We start from the raw sequence: 18,279 nt of genomic DNA on the forward strand, positions 1-18,279 counted from the left end.
AAGACTGTTATGGACAAATTGATTATTAGTGGCGGTGTAGCGCTTGATGGTGAAATACGAATATCAGGTGCAAAAAATGCTGCGCTTCCAATTCTAATGGGCGCGTTACTGGCCGATTCTCCGGTACGTATCGGGAATGTGCCACATCTGCATGATATCACCACCACCCTAGAGTTATTAGGTCGCATGGGGGTCACACTTACTGTCGATGAACGCTCAGGTGTCGTGATTGATCCCACGACACTAACCGATACCGAAGCCGCTTATGATCTTGTGAAAACTATGCGTGCTTCCATCCTTGTTTTAGGTCCTTTATTAGCAAAATACGGTAAAGCGGATGTATCACTCCCTGGCGGTTGTGCGATTGGTTCACGTCCGGTTGATTTACATTTGCGTGGCTTACAGCAAATGGGTGCAGATATACGCGTAGAAAATGGTTATATCCGTGCTACCAGTGGTAAGGGGTTGAAGGGCGCTCATATTTTCATGGATCAGGTGACCGTTACCGGTACAGAGAACCTGATGATGGCGGCTACCTTGGCACAAGGTACGACCACGATTGAGAATGCTGCCAGAGAGCCTGAAGTTGTTGATCTAGCAAATTATCTCAATCAGATGGGAGCGAAAATATCTGGTATTGGCACCGCTACACTGGTGATTGAAGGTGTTAAATCGCTTTCAGGTACTAAGTATCAGATATTGCCTGACCGTATTGAAACTGGCACTTATCTCGTGGCTGCGGCCATCACGCGCGGACGTGTCAAATTAAAAGATACAGACGCCAACCAACTGGAATCTGTTCTGTTGAAGCTTGAAGAGGCGGGTGCTTCTGTCAGTGTCGGTGATGATTGGATTTCTCTGGATATGCATGGCAATAGACCTAAAGCAGTCAATATCAGAACTGCTCCATATCCTGCTTTCCCAACAGATATGCAAGCACAATTTACTGCGCTAAACAGTATTGCTGAAGGGCAGGCTACTATCGTTGAAACCGTTTTTGAAAATCGCTTTATGCATGTTCAGGAAATGCAACGGATGGGTGCCAACCTTCAGATCGAGGGTAATACGGTGGTGTGTAAAGGTCGTGATTATCTAACAGCTGCTCCCGTCATGGCGACGGATTTACGTGCTTCAGCCTGTTTAGTCTTGGCAGCTTTAGTGGCTGAAGGCGAAACAGTCGTTGAACGTATCTATCATATTGATCGTGGTTATGAATGTATTGAAGAAAAACTGCAACAATTAGGTGCGAAAATTCGTCGAATTCCGAGCTCAGCGAGGTCTGCTGATGTCTGATACCTTAACGCTAGCTTTGTCCAAGGGGCGTATTTTCAAGGAAACCTTACCTTTGCTCGCCGCTGCCGGAATCGTTCCCGTGGATGATCCGGAAACCAGTCGTAAACTTATCCTGGATACTAACCTGCCAGATGTAAAATTGATTATTGTCAGAGCTTCTGATGTCCCAACCTATGTGGAATATGGTGGTGCTGATATTGGTGTCGCGGGTAAGGATGTATTGATGGAGCACCCTCATGCAGAGTTATATGAACCTGTTGACCTAAACATAGCTTGTTGTAAATTGATGACCGCTGGTAAGCCTGATGATGAAATACGTTCCGGCAGATTACGAGTTGCTACAAAATTTGTTGAGAGTACCCGTCGCTTTTATGCTGAAAAGGGTGAGCAGGTCGAAATCATCAAGCTTTATGGCTCTATGGAGTTAGCTCCATTGGTTGGGCTGGCAGATCGCATCGTTGATGTAGTCGATACCGGTAACACCTTACGTGCGAATGGGCTGATTCCGATGGAACATATTGCGGATATAAGCTCAAGATTAGTGGTCAATAAAGCATCAATGAAAATGAAACATAAACGAATGCAATCTTTTATTGAACACATTAGAGACGCAGTTAGAGAACAAAATAATGATTGAAATAAAACAGCTCAGTGCCTCACAAGCTGATTTTTGGACCGCTTTGGAAGATATCCTCGCCTGGGAAGGTGTGTCAGATGACAAAGTGACGGACATTGTCAAAGAAATTCTTGCTGAAGTGAAGTCTCGTGGTGATGAGGCAGTGCTTGAGTATAGTCGCCGTTTTGACCGCGTCACTGCTGAAACGATGTCTGATCTTGAGATTAGTTTGGATCGTGCTAAAGCCGCATTAGAAAATATTCCGTCAGAACAAAGACAAGCCCTTGAAGCCGCTGCTCAGCGCGTACGTCAGTATCACGATCATCAAAAACAGAGCTCATGGAGCTATACCGAAGAAGATGGCACCTTACTTGGTCAACAAGTGACGCCTTTAGATCGGGCAGGACTCTATGTACCTGGTGGTAAAGCGGCTTATCCATCATCCGTATTGATGAATGCGATTCCAGCAAAAGTGGCTGGCGTCCAAGAGTTGATTATGGTGGTCCCGACGCCTAATGGCGAAGTGAATGAGTTAGTACTTGCCGCGGCGGCAGTTGCCGGCGTTGACCGTATTTTTGCTGTAGGTGGTGCCCAGGCTGTAGCTGCGCTGGCCTATGGTACAGAAACGATTCCACAAGTCGATAAGATAGTCGGCCCAGGTAATATCTTTGTCGCCACAGCAAAAGGCATGGTTTTCGGTACCGTGGGTATTGATATGATTGCTGGACCTTCTGAGATTTTAGTTATTTGTGATGGTAAAACCGATCCAGACTGGATTGCTATGGACCTGTTTTCGCAAGCCGAGCACGATGAAGATGCACAATCGATACTTATCTCACCTGATGCAGATTTCCTGGAAAAAGTGAACGCCTCCATTGCTAAGCTTTTGCCGACAATGGAACGCAAAGATATCATCACGACATCATTGCAGAACCGTGCTGCGATGATTCATGTTGAAGATATGGATACCGCTATCGAAGTCGCCAACTTTATTGCTGCTGAGCATTTAGAGTTGTCTGTTGATGATCCGATGGAGATGGCTAAAAAAATCCGCCATGCTGGTGCTATCTTCTTGGGTCGTTATACGCCTGAAGCTTTGGGAGACTATTGTGCCGGGCCGAACCATGTTCTTCCTACATCAAGAACAGCAAGATTCAGTTCACCATTGGGTGTTTATGACTTTCAGAAACGTTCTAGTCTGATTCAGGTATCGGAGCAGGGTGCACAGAGCTTAGGTAAGGTGGCATCGGTATTAGCTCGCGGTGAAAGTCTCACAGCACATGCTAGATCAGCAGAATATCGTCTTAAGGATTAATCATGAGTCGCTTTTGGAGCGGTTTTGTTAAAGAGTTAGACCCTTATGTGCCAGGTGAACAACCCAAGCTGGCCAATTTAACGAAGCTCAATACCAATGAAAATCCGTACGGCCCATCACCAAAAGTGATTGAGGCCATTCGTATGGCGGCAAGTGATCGCTTGCGTTTATACCCGGACCCGACATCAGCCGAGCTACGGCAAGCAATCGCTGATTTTTATCAGATTGATAGTGCGTATGTGTTTGTCGGAAATGGCTCTGACGAAGTTCTTGGACATGTGTTTAATGCGCTGTTCAGGCATGAAGCGCCTATCTTATTTCCAGACATCAGCTATAGCTTTTATCCGGTCTATTGTCAGCTTTATCAGATAAGCTTTGACAAAGTACCGTTAAATGATGCATTTGAGATTGATGTGGATAACTATAGCAATACCAACGGTGGGATTATTTTTCCTAATCCCAACGCGCCTACAGGCTGTTTATTAGCGCTTTCTGACATCGAAAAATTACTACGAAAGAATACCGATTCAGTTGTAGTGATTGATGAAGCATATATTGATTTTGGTGGTGAGTCTGCCGTCAGTCTGGTCAAAGATTATCCTAATCTTTTGGTTGTACAGACAATGTCAAAGTCGCGGTCCCTAGCTGGTCTCAGGATAGGTTATGCGATTGGTCAACCTGAACTGATTGAAGCATTGGTTCGGGTTAAAGACAGTTTTAATTCTTATCCCGTTGACAGTTTGGCCTCTGCTGCTGGGATTGCAGCGATGAAAGATAAAGCCTATTTCAAAGACACCTGTCAGGCAGTCATTGATGAACGAAATAAAGTGGTAACAGGGCTTCAAGAGTTAGGGTTTGATGTGCTGCCTTCAGCTGCCAATTTTGTTTTTGCTTCGCATAAGCAGGCCAAGGCCGCTGATATTGCGGCTGGACTTAGAAAAGAAGGCATTATCGTTAGACACTTTAACAAACCGCGAATTGAACAGTTTTTACGGATTTCTATTGGCACTGCAACTGAAAACCAGCAATTATTATCGGTTATGGATACGTTAGTTTAACTATTGTTTGTTAGGTTTAAACAGGTATTTCAATCGTTTGAGATCATGATCATATTTACTTTCTAACTGTGTGATCTCGGCTTTCAGATCATTAATAGCTTGCTGTCTTACTTGAATTTCTTCTTTTGCTGCATCTAAGCGTTTTTGCATATTAGCAGTGATTTTGGCGCCACTTAGCTCACGTTGAGCAGCTTCATTTTGTAGTTGATAGAGATACTGTTTGAGATCAGGTAGCTTTTGTTGATGCATCTCAATCTGTTCTTGTCGATAAGCTATATCACTATCACGTGCGCGAATAAGATCAGCTTCCGAGCGGTACGTAATCAGTAATGTTTTATCATAAGCCTGTTGTGCCTGACGGGCTTCCTCTGCCTGTTTGGCTTGTGCTTCGGCTTGCAGACGCGCTTCTTCTTCGACTTTTTGCTGTGCAGCCTGCTCGAGCAATTCTTGCTCTGTTAGGGCCGCTGGTACACGCTCAATAAGACGCATGGTTTCAGCATCAATGATGTCGTAGCCTTTCTGTGCTGCAGCAGATGGCAGCGAGGTACTTAATGTCATCACACCATTCTCGTCAGGGAAGCGGTATAGCTGACCTGCTGAGACGGAAAGGCTGAATAAGCAGAGGAATAAGAACAGGAATAATTTACGTATCATGATAATGTCTGTGTGATTGGAGTCATCTTTGAGTTTTCTCGATCAATTTATCTTGTTTTTGGTTTCATTGGTAGCCAATACTTTTTCTGCCTTCTCAGGTGGTGGTGCCGGGCTTATCCAATTTCCCGTATTAATCTTTCTCGGATTAAGTTTTTCTATTGCATTAGCGACTCATAAAGTCGCGAGTGTGGCTCTAGGAATTGGCGCTGTTTTGCGCTATTTGAAAACAAGCCGATTAGAACGCCAATTTGTTTTATTAATGTTACTAACAGGACTGCCGGGAGTCGTACTGGGTGGAAATATTATTTTGCTGGTCCCTGATCGTTGGGCAGAAATAGCATTGGGCATGTTAACCGGTGGATTGGGTATTTACTCCATTCTCAAACCACAGTTAGGTCAACATTACGTGCCTGTACACAGAGATTGGAGCGGCTGCATCATGGGGGGATTGGTTTTATTTCTGATAGGCTTCTTAAATGGCTCTCTGACCTCAGGTACCGGGCTTTTTGTGACATTATGGCTGGTAGGTTGGTTTGGTATGGATTATCAGCGTGCAGTCGCTTACACGCTGATAATGGTCGGGTTGTTTTGGAATGGTACAGGTGCTATCACTCTGGGGCTGCTAGGTGATATTCGTTGGGATTGGTTGCCAGCATTGCTACTTGGCTCATTACTGGGCGGTTATCTGGGATCTCATCTGGCAATAAAACATGGTAATCGTTGGATTAAACGTGCATTTGAAATCGTGACTTTGTGTATATCTGTGAAATTAATCTACGGCTAATGTTTAAGCCACACCAAATTGTTCTCGATAAGCCGCCACGGCTGGCAAAAACTCACCAAAATCAGGATTGTCTTTCAAATAACCCAGAAGATCGTTGAGAGAAATGATATTCAATACAGGAATATTATGTTCGGCTTGAACTTCTTGTATGGCTGATAATTCACCCTGACCGCGTTCCTGTCTATCTAAAGCGATAATCACGCCGGCGGGTTCTGCACCTGCGGCACGGATGATCTCAACAGACTCTCTTACGGAGGTTCCGGCAGAAATGACATCATCGATGATAAGTACTTTGCCTTTGAGTTCTGCACCAACCAATTGACCACCTTCACCGTGATCTTTGATTTCTTTTCGGTTAAACACATATGGCATATCTTGATTATGCTGATCGGCCAGCGCAACAACGGTGGTAGAGGCGAGAGGTATGCCTTTATAGGCGGGGCCGAATAACACATCAAATTTCAGTTCATAATCAGCAATAGTTTGAGCGTAGAATCGGCCGAGTTTAGCCAGGCTGGCACCACTGTTAAATAAGCCGCTATTGAAAAAATAGGGACTTTGACGGCCTGATTTGAGCGTAAATGAGCCAAATCGTAAAACACCTGTGGCTAAGGCAAACTCGATAAATTCTTTTTGATACTGTTTAATCATGTTGTTTTTGAACTCGGTAAATCGCGACCTGACCAAATAAGTTAGGCAGACAACGTATTCCTAGACTATCTTTATTGTTGTGATTAACAATGCTTCTGTTAAGCACGTTAAGGTGATAGTCATCACAAAGATTTTCAAAATCTTTAATCGTACATAAATGGATATTCGGTGTTTCAAACCAGGCATTCGGCAGTGTCTTTGAGACCGGCATTTTGCCACCCAGCGCTAATTGCATTCGACATTGCCAGTGTCCAAAGTTTGGGAAACCAATAATGCCATTCTTGCCAACACGGACGATTTCCTGCAGTAAGAAGTCTGGGCGTTGAATCGCTTGTAAGGTTTGCGACAAGATAACAAAGTCAAAACTCTGATCGGCAAATTGCGCTAAACCTTGATCCAAGTCTGCCTGGATAACGTTGATGCCGGCCTGAATACATTCTGCAAACTTACTGTTATCGATTTCCAGACCGTAGCCAGTGATATCTCGTTGTTGCAAATGCTTGAGCAGGCTGCCATTACCACACCCTAAGTCCAGAACTTTGGCACCATTAGGAATCCAGTCACTGATAATTTGCTGGTCAACACGTAAGGCCATCACTTCGCCCCCTCAGCAGCAATTTGTTGCATATAGGTACCAAAGATTTCTAAGTAACGAGGTATTGGCATCAAAAACGCATCATGACCCTGGTGAGCCTCGATTTCGGCATAACAGACGGATTTACCGGCAGCCAGCATCGCATTAACAATTTCTTTTGAGCGCTCTGGTGAAAAGCGCCAATCACTTGTGAACGAGATAATGAGCGATTTCGCCTGAATCATATCGACAGTCGCGACAAGATCATCGTTAAAGTCCTGTGCCGGGTCAAAATAATCCAGTGCTTTGGTCATTAATAAATAGGTGTTGGCATCAAAGCGTTCAACGAAACTGGTACTTTGATAACGTAGGTAACTTTCAATTTGAAACTCGACGTCGTAGCCATATTGAATGGCACCATTACGTAATTCGCGACCAAACTTTTCACCCATGGCCTCATCTGACAGATAGGTAATATGGCCTAACATACGTGCCAATCCCAAGCCATGGCGTGGCAGGGTGTTATGTTTGATGTAATAACCATCATGGAAATCAGGATCAGATTTTATCGCCGTTCTAGCCACTTCATTAAACGCAATATTTTGTGCTGAAAGTTTAGGTGCAGCCGCGATGACGATAGCATGACGAACACGTTCTGGCAGGCTGATTGACCACTGCAAAGCCTGCATGCCACCTAAACTGCCACCAATGACAGCTGCCCATTGCTGAATGCCTAAACGATCAGCCAGCATTGCTTGACTGCGAACCCAATCAGGCACGGTCAGAATAGGAAAGTCAGGGCCGAAGAGTTCACCTGTTTCCGGGTTGATGGTGTTGGGGCCTGTGGAACCTTTACAGCCACCCAAATTATTCAGACACACAACATAAAAATGGTTGGTATCGATCGCCTTACCCGGACCAATAGCCGTATCCCACCAACCGGGTTTGCGGTCTTCCATCGTATGGTAACCGGCGGCATGATGATCACCCGAAAGAGCGTGACAAATCAGTACAGCATTGCTGCCATCTTCATTTAATGAGCCATAGGTTTCATAGACTAAGTCATAACTTGACAACGTCTTACCACAGTCCAATTGAAGTGGTATATCGATATGAATTGTCGATGGTTTCACCAGACCAACAGAGTCAGCTGGTATAGATTCCGGCATATATGGTTGATTCCCGTAAAAAGCGTTAAGTCTAATCAGACTGCCGTTGTAGCGCAATCTGGATCATATATAGCGACCTGCTAATAATGGCATGACTAACATTGATAAAACTTGTAACCCCAGTAATACAAACAGCGGAGATAAGTCTACTCCTGCAATAGGAGGGATGGTCCTTCTGACAGGTCTAAGTAATGGAGCATTCATCTTACTGACTAATGGCGCGACAGGGTTGTACGTGCCTGCCGGGGTTACCCAGCTTAAAATCACTTCGATGATGATACTGACAGTAAAAATATTGATGAATAGTTGAAATAATTCTGCCAGGAGAATGGTGAGCCATAAAAGACCTTGAGGCATTATGCCAGCGAGTAAACCCACAGCGATCATTTTTATTAATGTCACACTGATGAGTAATACCAGCGTGGCTGTATCCCAGCGACCTGCAGCAGGGATAAAGCGGCGAAGAAACTTCACCGGTACCTGAGTGAGTTTGATAATAAACTGCACCATCGGGTTGTGATATTCCCAATGTGCCCATTGCATTATCAAACGCAGAGCAACCACCACCATGTATAGATAGATGAGTGTATCAATCAGGAAAATCAGAGGGTTGCTTATATAACCACTAGTCATAGTCTTGTCCTAATTGTTCAGCGAGTTCATCAGCGCGTTGAGCTGCTGCTGTGAGTGCTTTGCTAAATAATCCGCGTAGATCGCCTTCTTCAAACACATCGAGCGCTCGCTCTGTTGTGCCGCCGGGCGATGTCACACGTTGACGAAGTACGCAGGCTGACTCATCACTTTCCAATGCCATTTTGGCTGCACCAAAGCTGGTTTCCAGCGCGAGTAAACGTGCCGTTTCTTCAGGTAGACCTAATTCCATACCTGCTGTTTGCAGCGCTTCCAGTACCAGGAAAAAATAAGCAGGGCCACTGCCAGATAGAGCTGTTACGGCATCCATCTGTTTCTCATCACTAATCCACAAAGCAAGGCCAACCGCTCTTAACATGGATTCCGCTAATTCATGTTGAGCGGATGTCACATAATTATTGGCACAGAGAGCGGTAGCGCCCGCCTGAACCAAAGAGGGTGTATTTGGCATGGCTCTGACAATCGCAGCCTGTTCAAAGTCTAACCAGCGAGTAATATCATCCAATCGAATACCTGCCGCAATAGAAATGAGTAATTTATCTTGTTGCCAAGCCGGTGAGATTTGGCGAATGACGGATTGCAACTGCTGCGGTTTTACCGCCAGAATCACTACATCAGCATCAGCAATCGCAGCCAGATTGTCAGTGAATGTTTTGACACTGTAGCGTGAGGTTAAATTATCCAGTGCTTCAGTGTTTGCATCAGAAACATGAATGTAATCAGCGGCAAAGTCATTACTAATCAGCCCGCCTATCAGGCTGCGCGCCATATTGCCGCCACCAATAAATGCGATTGTGCATTGCTTCATTTGTTCACCTTTGTATCTGTATTCGTTGGAATTTGATGCATTAAATGCTTAACGTTTATCACGCTGTCCAAATAATGCTGTCCCGATGCGTACCATTGTACTGCCACAAGCGATGGCTGTAGACATATCTGCACTCATTCCCATAGATAGAGTATCAACCTGCGGGTATGTCTGACGTAATTGCTGAAACAATTCATAAGCACGTGAGAAGCTGTCTTTTTCTTCGTCGGTGGATTGTTTGGGAGAGGGAATAACCATCAATCCTCTTAGGCAAAGCTTATCGAGAGTGGCGATATAGTCAGCTAATGTCTGTAGCTTTTCCGGACTGGTGCCTGATTTGGTGTCTTCTTCATCAATATTGATTTGTATGCAGACATTGAGAGGCGCAAGTGAATCCGGTCTGTGCTCATCTAAACGGCGGGCAATTTTTTCTCTATCAACGCTCTGAACCCAATCAAAATGCCCGGCGATATCACGGGTTTTATTCGATTGGATAGGACCAATGAAATGCCATTCCAGATCAAGATCAGCCAAAGCATCAATCTTATCCAAGGCTTCCTGCAAATAGTTTTCACCAAACTGGCGCTGACCGAGTAACGCCACTTCACGCAATGCCTCTGCAGGCCATGTTTTGCTGACGGCCAATAATTGTATGCTTTTCGGATCACGTTGTGCGGAAGATGCCGATGTCGATATTTCGTGATGAATTTGTTGGAAACGTTTTTTTACATCTGTCATGTTGCAAGCCTCATAAGGGCGCGATACCTTTATACACATTGCTTAAATTTTCAATTAACTAGACTACACCAAACCGCATAGGAATCGTTGATGGATATTACTGAATTGCTTGCGTTCAGCGCAAAAAACAATGCCTCGGATTTACATGTTTCATCAGGTGAGCCGCCAATGATCCGTGTCGATGGTGATATCAAGCGCATTAACCTGCCAGCGATGGAACATAAAGATGTTCACGCGATGATTTATGACATTATGAATGACAAACAGCGCAAGGACTTTGAAGAGTTCCTGGAAGCTGATTTCTCATTTGAGGTGCCGGGCTTGGCACGTTTTCGTGTCAATGCTTTCAATCAGAACCGCGGTGCGGCGGCTGTTTTTAGAACGATTCCATCCAAAGTATTGAGTCTTGAAGATCTTGGCGCTCCCGATATTTTTAAAACCATAGCGGATAATCATCGCGGAATTGTATTGGTGACTGGGCCAACCGGTTCGGGTAAATCCACGACGCTGGCAGGCATGATTAATTATCGAAATGAAAAAGATAATGAACATATTTTAACCATTGAAGACCCGATCGAATTCGTACATCAAAGTAAAAAATGTTTGATCAATCAGCGTGAAGTGCATCGTGATACTCATGGTTTTAGTGAAGCGCTTAGAAGTGCTTTGCGTGAAGATCCAGATATCATTCTGGTAGGTGAGTTACGTGATCTGGAGACAATTAGATTGGCGTTGACAGCCGCTGAAACCGGGCATTTAGTCTTTGGTACCTTACATACCTCGTCTGCAGCAAAAACCATTGACCGCATCATTGACGTGTTCCCTGCTGCGGAAAAAGATATGGTGCGTTCCATGTTATCTGAATCATTGCGCGCGGTTATTTCGCAAACATTAATGAAAAAAGTCGGCGGTGGTCGAATTGCTGCGCATGAAATCATGATTGGCACGCCTGCCATCAGAAATCTAATACGCGAAGATAAAGTACCGCAGATGTACTCTGCTATTCAGACGGGCGGCGCTATTGGTATGCAAACGTTAGATCAGTGTTTACAAGATTTGGTCAGAAGACAAAAAGTGACAAAACAGGAAGCATTACCACGTGCTGTTAATAAAGACTTATTCCGTTAAAGAGGTGTGATATGGAAATTGTCACAATTTTAAAAGCCGCTGTGAAACATGATGCTTCAGATGTGTTCATCACCGCTGGTCGGCCCGTCACCTTAAAGGTCAATGGACGTATGGCGACACTCTCACAAGATGCACTGCAGGATGATGAGGCCAGAGATTTAGTATTAAGCACGATGTCTGATTCTCAGAAAAAAACATTTGAGCGTGAAAAAGAGTGTAACTACGCACTGGAGACTAAGGGCGCAGGTCGTTTTCGTATTAGTGCTCTTTATCAACGCAATAAAATTGCCATGGTGATGCGTCGAATTAAAGACGAGATTCCTACTATTGAAGACATCCATGTGCCTCAAGTCATCAAAGAATTATCGATGACAAAACGTGGTTTAGTCATTTTTGTCGGTGCAACAGGCAGTGGTAAGTCAACGACATTGGCTGCCATGATCGGTTACCGTAATCAGAATAGTACGGGTCACATTTTGACGATTGAAGATCCTATTGAGTTTGACCATAAACACGCTGGCTGTGTTGTTACACAACGAGAAGTTGGAATAGACACTGACTCGTATGAAATCGCGCTTCGTAACTCTTTGCGGCAGGCGCCGGATGTGATCATGATTGGTGAGATACGTACCCGTGAGACGATGGATTACGGTGTCGCATTTGCCGAAACCGGTCATCTTTGTTTATCCACCTTACATGCAAATAACGCGAACCAGGCTATGGACAGGATTATCAACTTTTTTCCTGAAGAGCGTCATCAACAGTTATTTTTAGATCTTTCCTTAAATCTGAAAGCCGTTATCGCTCAGCGACTAATCCCTAAAAAAGATGGCTCGGGCAGGGCTGTTGCGGTTGAGGTGCTTCTGAATACGCCGCTGATTGCTGATTTGATCGAGAAGGGCAAGGTTTATGAAATTAAAGAAGTGATGAAACGCTCTAAAGAGCTGGGTATGCAGACATTTGATCAGGCCGTCTATGACTTGTACAAAGCCGGTGAAATCAGCTACGAGGAAGCCTTACGTAACGCTGATTCAGCTAATGAAGTACGGCTAATGATTAAATTGGGTATGGAGTCGGGGGAACTGGCTAAAGACAGTGCTGTTTCCAGTTTATCCTTACAAGCTGAACCTGAGGATGTAATAGGGCGTATATAGCTGTTGTTTTTTTGACACAGCATTCACGCAATCACTAATAAGATCTATTAGACGTCAAGCAAATACTGGTTTAATATGTAGCGAAAGTACCACACTCGGTATTGAGCAAATCAAAATTTAAGACGTGTTCATTTATTTTTCTACGGAAAAGGAAGGCAATATGAAATTATCAAAACTCCTGTCAGCAGCGTTTGCAATAGCTTTGCTGGCTGGTTGTGCGGGTAATCCGAAAACAACTAACCAAAACATTATGTGTGCAGTAGGTGGTGCTCTAGTTGGTGGTGCCGCAGGCGCTGCCGCAGGTGATTCTGATGCTGCAGCTGGAAGTGCTGTAGTAGGTTCAATGCTCGCACTATTACTTTGCCCTAACGGTGAAGAAGAACAAGAAGCAGCAGTAGAAAAACCAGTATGTGCTGTAGAGCCACCTCCAGGTGCCTTAGTTGATCAAAATGGTTGTGCATATGACACAGATAAAGATGGTGTGTACGACGGTATCGACATGTGCCAACAAACACCTCCTGGTGTGACTGTTGACCGCGTAGGTTGTGCGCTTGACTCTGATGGTGATGCAGTGCCTGACTACAAAGATCTGTGCCCTAACACACCTAAAGGCGTCATTGTTGACCAAGATGGTTGCCCATTAGCAGGTGAAAAAGTGCTGTCTTTAGAAGGCGTTAATTTCGCATTTGATAAAGCGACGTTGACTGACGATGCGAAACAAATTCTTGAAGAAGCTGTTTCTGTTCTGAAAGATACTGATAGCGTTGTTGAAGTACGTGTTGAAGGTCACACTGATAGCATCGGTAGTGAAGCATACAACCAAAAACTGTCACAAGAACGTGCGCAGTCTGTTGTTGACTACCTGACTTCTCGTGGTATCAATGGTAGCTACCTGATCCCAGTAGGTATGGGTGAAAAATTCCCAGTTGCTACAAATGATACAGACGCTGGAAGAGCGAAAAACCGTCGTGTTGATTTCGTTGTTAACGAATAAAACAAGACAACATCACAAGTGATGATAAAAGGCCCTGCTTGCAGGGCCTTTTTTTATCCTTATCCAGGAGAATGATTAAATCGTTATAGTAGCCATCAGCCACTGCAGAGTAGTTAAGCACTCATGCAGACTTGGTTTGCAATGGGTATGGAGAACACTAGGCGAGTTATATCTGTTTGCTTTGAGCTGTAAGCCCTCTCTCAGTGGTCGATTCTTGACTACAAGTACTCCTCTAAGGTTTGAGTGGAACAATTCTATTATCTAAGAGGAGAGAAAAAACTGACTTGAGCTGAGAGATAAAAGGAGTTTTTCCTATATTAGAATAAGCCGTGTTTATCTATTATTAAATTCAGCTTTACGGCTTTCATTGGTTTTCCCTTCGCCCTCTCAGTTTTCTGATGAGGGCTTTTTTTTGCCTGTAGAAAATCCATTTAAAAAGATTGAGGATTAATAAGGTCACCTCAACGTGCAAGCTGTTTTCTTTGGAAGCAGAGAAAATAAATTGATCCCCGATAAAAAAAGACTCCGATGATATGTCTATCACCGGAGTCTTATGCACTGTGTCAATCTATAGTATTAGAATGATCTTATAGGCTGAACACGCTCAGAACGCCACCTAAAGAAGTCCAGCTTGATAACGATTTGTAGGCACCAACAGCACCTAAGCCATCGGTGTCATTTTCCAGGTTGTTGGTCATGCCGATACCAGCCCAGCCACCAATGCCTGACAAGATAGCAATATATTGTTTGCCATCGTGTTTATAGGTGTTCACATTGCCCACGATGCCTGATGGGGTTTTGAAACGCCATAGCTCACGTCCAGTTTGAGCATCAACTGCTTTTAAATATCCTTCTAAAGTACCGTAGAAGACGACATCACCGGCTGTCGCTAAAGCACCTGACCATACTGAGAATCTTTCTTTATCAGACCAGACGATTTTACCTTCACGTGCATCCCAGGCAATAAAGTTGCCCATATTGTCTTTTTCAGCAGCAAACATATTGACTGAGGCGCCTACATAAGGTTGACCCGCTAAATATTCCACCTCAAATGGTTCCAGGTCCATACAAATATGATTTGTTGGCACATAGAACAGGCCCGTTTTTGGTGAGTATGCAGCAGGTTGTTGATCCTTAGCACCATGTGCTGCCGGGCAGATTCCAGTCGTGTTTGTATCTTCACCATTATGTTCAGGAGAGAACTGTTTATTACGGTCGGGTAAGCCTGTTTTCAGATTAACGCTATTCGCCCAGTTAACCGAAGGATCAAACTTGTTGGCGACTAATAATTCACCTGATGCACGATCCATGGTGTAGCCAAAACCATTACGGTCAAAATGGACTGCTGTTTTGCGCATTTTGCCTTTGACTTTTTGATCGGCAAGAATGACTTCGTTGACACCGTCGTAATCCCATTCATCATGTGGCGTCATTTGATAAATCCATTTCGCCATGCCTGTATCTAAATCACGGGCAAACAATGACATAGTCCATTTGTTATCACCAGGACGTTGCAGTGGATTCCATGTCGATGGGTTACCCGTACCATAGTAAAACAGGTTCAGATCCGGATCGTATGAATACCATCCCCAAGTCGTACCACCACCAATTTTCCATTGATCACCTTTCCAGGTGTTTAATGATGAATTTTCACCAACAGGTTTCAGCATCGATGTTGTTTTTTCAGGATCTACCAACATCTCTGCATCAGGACCTGTGCTGTAGGCTTTATATAAAGACTTACCATTTAAATCGTAAGTCTGAACATAACCACGAACACCAAATTCACCACCAGAGATACCAACGACGATTTTATCTTTAAATACATGAGCAACCCCCGTGTTAGTTGCACCGACTCTGGGATCATCGCGTTTATCAGACCAAACCATTTTGCCGGTTTCCGCGTCTAAAGCTACCAATGTAGTATCGGCCTGGTTTAGGAAGATTTTGCCATCACCATAAGCTAAACCACGATTGATGACGTCACAGCACATAACAGGTACGGTGTCATCATAGTTTTGTTTGGGTTCATATTTCCATTTGATGGCACCGTCATTGTTTAGGTCTAATGCATACACAATGTTTGGAAATGGCGTATGAATGTATAAGGTATCGCCAATAACAAGTGAATTACCTTCATGACCCTTTAATACACCTGTTGAAAATGACCAGGCCATATTCAGATCTTTAACGTTCTCTTTATTGATATCCGTTAATTCACTATAGCGATGATTTTCATAGTTACCTGCTGACATCACCCACTCATTCGGGTCTTTTTGCATAGAAAGCAATTCATCTGCATAACTTGTCATGGGTAGAGCAACTGACATTAAAGCCAGAGATATTGTTGTTTTTTTCATCATTTTTCCCTTCAAACTTAAGATATAGAAGTAAGCGGAAGCTGAAGTCGCCACTTCTTTACCAAACGCTGACGTATAAAAAAACAGAAGGCTTTTCTATAAGTCATCATTTACCAAACACAAAATCATGTTTGATAATCCCCAAGGGGTAGGGAAAGACTAACAGTCAAAAAAAGGAACTAATTGCACTAGTTTCCAAAAATAATGGCCGATTGGAATCTCAGACAAGTAACGATGGTAGGGGGAGTATCTTAGAGCAAACTATTTATAAAGAGAGCGTATGGGGAGTTGCTCCCAGTTAACAATCATTGGACTTGTGGATGTAAAAGGTTGAGTGGCATTGCTTGGGGGCGTAACTAAATAAGCGTCCATTATTTCTATTGTGGATGAGATAAAGACTGCGAGCTGATATTGCTCAGATGTGAATGAAGATAAAGTACAGTTAGGAGACTGGCTCAACCTCCCAGTATCAATAGTATGGAAAGGTGTTTTGAATTGTGTTGATCTCGGCAGAGATTTATAAAACGCTTCTTTTATGCACCAGCATTGGTAAAAATAATCTTGAGATGTGTTTGAGGAGTAAAGTTCATATTCTCTCTCAGACATAAAACTTTTGGCCATGCCAATCATATTGTTACGTGGTTTCTTAATTTCTATATCAACACCACATGGTAAGTCTGCAAACACAATAGCTACCCAGTCATGGCTATGGGACAGGCTACAAAAGAAGGGGCTGGTTAATTGGGGGAGTTTGGGGCAGGTATCCGTGTTGTCATCAATAACCACATCCTCAAAGTGAATACCAAACAGATGATTAACGGCGTATTTAATTAACCATCGGCTTAATAAAAATTGTTGTCGCTTTTTGGGGGAGGATAGTCGGTGATATCTTTGAGTACTCGATTCGTCTAAAAAATCTGAATTAAGAGAATCTGAACTGCCCTCAAGGTTGGCTAACCAGAGTTGAGGGCAGTGTAGGTGTTTATTCAGCAAGTTTAACGACATCACCCTTCAAAGCGACGCCAGCGATAATAGCGCCTGCATGGCACTCATACTCGCTTGTGCTGATAAAAGCGTTCTTTTTGTAATAGCTCTCTATATTTATAACGGCATTACCACCTTCAGATCGGACTCTATCTTGGAATGAGAGTAGTGCACTGAGGAGAACCCATTCACACGCCTCTTTGTCGGTTTTATTAAAGGCGTTCGTTTTTTTATTGCTTACGAAGTTACCTTTGTCTTCAAGGACTTTTGTATCTGCTGGTTGACCAAAAATAAAGCGAATGGTGGGGTCCAGCTTTTCTTTGAAGTCAGCCGATTCCATTGCCTCTTTGATTGAAAAAAGGTGTTTTGTATCTCGAGCAAATGCTTGGCTAGATAACACCATAGTGGCAAGAATCAATATCGAAAAGACTTTTTTCATGAGATAACGTCCATGTGTAAAAAGCGGGCAGTATAGTTCATCGGCTGTTTTACTACAATTTCCATGTTTTTTCTTGCATATATCAATGATGAAAGTAGAATTCTTCCAATACTTGATTACTTTATGACAAACGTTAGACACAAACGCTAACCGAACGGACTCGCATGACATCACAGAGGTTGACTCATTGATTAAGCTGAAGTTGGAGTCATGGTCCGCCTTGGCACCTGGCATGGAAGATACAGACGCATGGATGAAGTGGTTTGATGATATTGATAGCAAACCATCCGAAAATACACCTATCCAGATAAAACAAGTACCGGCTTTGTTGCGTCGTCGTTTTACGACGCTGGGTAAAATTGCTGCGAAAGCCACGTTTAACCTGATGGAGAGTAAACAGGGGATTTCTACGATCTTCGCTTCCCGTCATGGTGATACGCCGCTGACATTATCATTATTAAAAGATATTGGTAACAGTGAGCCTTTATCACCAACCAGTTTCAGTCTGGCTGTGCATAATGCGGTAGGCGGATTGTTGTCGATCGCTCGTCAGGATGTTGCTCCTATTACAGCGATAGCCAGTACTGAAAATTTAGTACTGAGCACATTGCATGAGGCTGCTGCACAGCTAGAAGTCTATGGCAAGGTGTTATGTGTTATCTATGACGTACCATTACCCGATATTTATCAACGGTTTTCTCAAAGTTTACCTTTTCCTGTGGCCGTTGCCTTGATTGTCAGTCATGATGAAACCCTTGATTCAGCCATAGAGTTTGCACGTGAACCCAGATTTGATTCTTCATTCAGTTCTGAGCAAGGACTGTTTGATTTTATTTCGCTGTTAATGAGCTATCAGCAAGAGATTAAGCTCACCACATCAGCAAGTTGTTGGCGTGTTAGAAGGTGAGA

The 18,279-nt window shown here is 43.7% G+C and carries 19 protein-coding genes; 9 read left to right on the top strand and 10 right to left on the bottom strand.

Translation table 11 applies throughout. From position 1 onward, the window contains the following. Nucleotides 1-9: 9 nt before the first annotated feature. The 4 genes from murA to hisC are packed head-to-tail and all read left to right on the top strand — an operon-like array spanning nt 10 to nt 4,282. Complete coding sequence (murA, locus tag QUE24_RS09680; protein WP_286303629.1) at nt 10-1,293, top strand: UDP-N-acetylglucosamine 1-carboxyvinyltransferase; 1,284 nt, start codon at nt 10-12, stop codon at nt 1,291-1,293. Then, nucleotides 1,286-1,930 carry an ATP phosphoribosyltransferase gene (gene hisG / locus QUE24_RS09685; protein WP_286303630.1) on the top strand — a complete coding sequence of 215 codons (645 nt, stop codon included), beginning with the start codon at nt 1,286-1,288 and terminating at the stop codon, nt 1,928-1,930. Before murA ends, hisG begins: the two co-directional genes overlap by 8 nt. After that, nucleotides 1,923-3,224: a histidinol dehydrogenase gene (gene hisD / locus QUE24_RS09690; protein WP_286303631.1), complete on the top strand. Its 1,302-nt coding sequence runs from the start codon at nt 1,923-1,925 to the stop codon at nt 3,222-3,224. Before hisG ends, hisD begins: the two co-directional genes overlap by 8 nt. Nucleotides 3,225-3,226: 2 nt before the next feature. Then, nucleotides 3,227-4,282 (top strand): histidinol-phosphate transaminase, encoded by a 1,056-nt coding sequence (gene hisC / locus QUE24_RS09695; RefSeq protein ID WP_286303632.1) that lies wholly within the window; start codon nt 3,227-3,229, stop codon nt 4,280-4,282. Here the strand turns inward: hisC and QUE24_RS09700 are convergent, their stop codons facing one another. Then, a complete protein-coding gene (locus tag QUE24_RS09700) occupies nt 4,283-4,936 on the bottom strand; it encodes a DUF4124 domain-containing protein (RefSeq protein ID WP_286303633.1) in 654 nt (217 codons plus the stop codon). It lies immediately after the preceding gene. A gap of 28 nt (nt 4,937-4,964) precedes the next feature. Between QUE24_RS09700 and QUE24_RS09705 the strand changes: the two genes are divergently transcribed. Further along, entirely contained in the window at nt 4,965-5,720 is a 756-nt protein-coding gene (locus QUE24_RS09705) for a sulfite exporter TauE/SafE family protein (RefSeq protein ID WP_286303635.1), read from the top strand. 3 nt (nt 5,721-5,723) lie between these two features. On the opposite strand, the gene pyrE is transcribed toward QUE24_RS09705, so the two are convergent. The 6 genes from pyrE to QUE24_RS09735 form a co-directional block, all read right to left on the bottom strand. Further along, nucleotides 5,724-6,371 carry an orotate phosphoribosyltransferase gene (gene pyrE, locus QUE24_RS09710; protein WP_425541693.1) on the bottom strand — a complete coding sequence of 216 codons (648 nt, stop codon included), beginning with the start codon at nt 6,369-6,371 and terminating at the stop codon, nt 5,724-5,726. Continuing rightward, the gene (metW, locus tag QUE24_RS09715; protein ID WP_286303636.1) at nt 6,364-6,966 is read right to left on the bottom strand and encodes a methionine biosynthesis protein MetW; all 603 of its coding nucleotides are present in this window, start codon (nt 6,964-6,966) and stop codon (nt 6,364-6,366) included. The genes pyrE and metW overlap by 8 nt, the downstream gene beginning before the upstream one ends. Beyond that, complete coding sequence (gene metX / locus QUE24_RS09720; RefSeq protein WP_286303637.1) at nt 6,966-8,114, bottom strand: homoserine O-succinyltransferase MetX; 1,149 nt, start codon at nt 8,112-8,114, stop codon at nt 6,966-6,968. Before metX ends, metW begins: the two co-directional genes overlap by 1 nt. Before the next feature lie 63 nt (nt 8,115-8,177). Continuing rightward, nucleotides 8,178-8,747 (bottom strand): YggT family protein, encoded by a 570-nt coding sequence (locus QUE24_RS09725; protein ID WP_286303638.1) that lies wholly within the window; start codon nt 8,745-8,747, stop codon nt 8,178-8,180. Next, on the bottom strand, nt 8,740-9,573 hold the full coding sequence (proC, locus tag QUE24_RS09730) for a pyrroline-5-carboxylate reductase (RefSeq protein WP_286303639.1): 834 nt from the start codon (nt 9,571-9,573) through the stop codon (nt 8,740-8,742). Before proC ends, QUE24_RS09725 begins: the two co-directional genes overlap by 8 nt. Nucleotides 9,574-9,621: 48 nt before the next feature. Continuing rightward, the gene (locus QUE24_RS09735; RefSeq protein WP_286303640.1) at nt 9,622-10,311 is read right to left on the bottom strand and encodes a YggS family pyridoxal phosphate-dependent enzyme; all 690 of its coding nucleotides are present in this window, start codon (nt 10,309-10,311) and stop codon (nt 9,622-9,624) included. A 90-nt stretch (nt 10,312-10,401) separates the two neighbouring features. On the opposite strand from QUE24_RS09735, the gene QUE24_RS09740 reads away from it, so the two are divergent. The 3 genes from QUE24_RS09740 to QUE24_RS09750 all read left to right on the top strand — a co-directional run bounded on the left by QUE24_RS09740 (nt 10,402) and on the right by QUE24_RS09750 (nt 13,587). Further along, nucleotides 10,402-11,439 (top strand): type IV pilus twitching motility protein PilT, encoded by a 1,038-nt coding sequence (locus tag QUE24_RS09740; RefSeq protein ID WP_286303641.1) that lies wholly within the window; start codon nt 10,402-10,404, stop codon nt 11,437-11,439. An 11-nt stretch (nt 11,440-11,450) separates the two neighbouring features. Continuing rightward, complete coding sequence (locus QUE24_RS09745) at nt 11,451-12,593, top strand: PilT/PilU family type 4a pilus ATPase (protein ID WP_286303642.1); 1,143 nt, start codon at nt 11,451-11,453, stop codon at nt 12,591-12,593. Between the two features lie 160 nt (nt 12,594-12,753). After that, entirely contained in the window at nt 12,754-13,587 is an 834-nt protein-coding gene (locus tag QUE24_RS09750; RefSeq protein WP_286303644.1) for an OmpA family protein, read from the top strand. Nucleotides 13,588-14,174: 587 nt separating this feature from the next. Here QUE24_RS09750 and QUE24_RS09755 read toward each other — a convergent pair. From QUE24_RS09755 to QUE24_RS09765, 3 genes are all read right to left on the bottom strand, one after another. Continuing rightward, nucleotides 14,175-15,947 (bottom strand): methanol/ethanol family PQQ-dependent dehydrogenase, encoded by a 1,773-nt coding sequence (locus QUE24_RS09755; RefSeq protein WP_286306105.1) that lies wholly within the window; start codon nt 15,945-15,947, stop codon nt 14,175-14,177. 261 nt (nt 15,948-16,208) lie between these two features. Further along, nucleotides 16,209-16,940 (bottom strand): 4'-phosphopantetheinyl transferase family protein, encoded by a 732-nt coding sequence (locus QUE24_RS09760; RefSeq protein WP_286303645.1) that lies wholly within the window; start codon nt 16,938-16,940, stop codon nt 16,209-16,211. Further along, nucleotides 16,930-17,370 (bottom strand): hypothetical protein, encoded by a 441-nt coding sequence (locus tag QUE24_RS09765; protein WP_286303646.1) that lies wholly within the window; start codon nt 17,368-17,370, stop codon nt 16,930-16,932. Before QUE24_RS09765 ends, QUE24_RS09760 begins: the two co-directional genes overlap by 11 nt. 187 nt (nt 17,371-17,557) lie before the next feature. Between QUE24_RS09765 and QUE24_RS09770 the strand changes: the two genes are divergently transcribed. After that, a complete protein-coding gene (locus QUE24_RS09770) occupies nt 17,558-18,277 on the top strand; it encodes a beta-ketoacyl synthase chain length factor (protein WP_286303647.1) in 720 nt (239 codons plus the stop codon). Nucleotides 18,278-18,279: the final 2 nt, after the last annotated feature.

Origin of the sequence: Methylophaga marina (genome assembly GCF_030296755.1) — a bacterium.
Lineage (GTDB): Bacteria > Pseudomonadota > Gammaproteobacteria > Nitrosococcales > Methylophagaceae > Methylophaga > Methylophaga marina.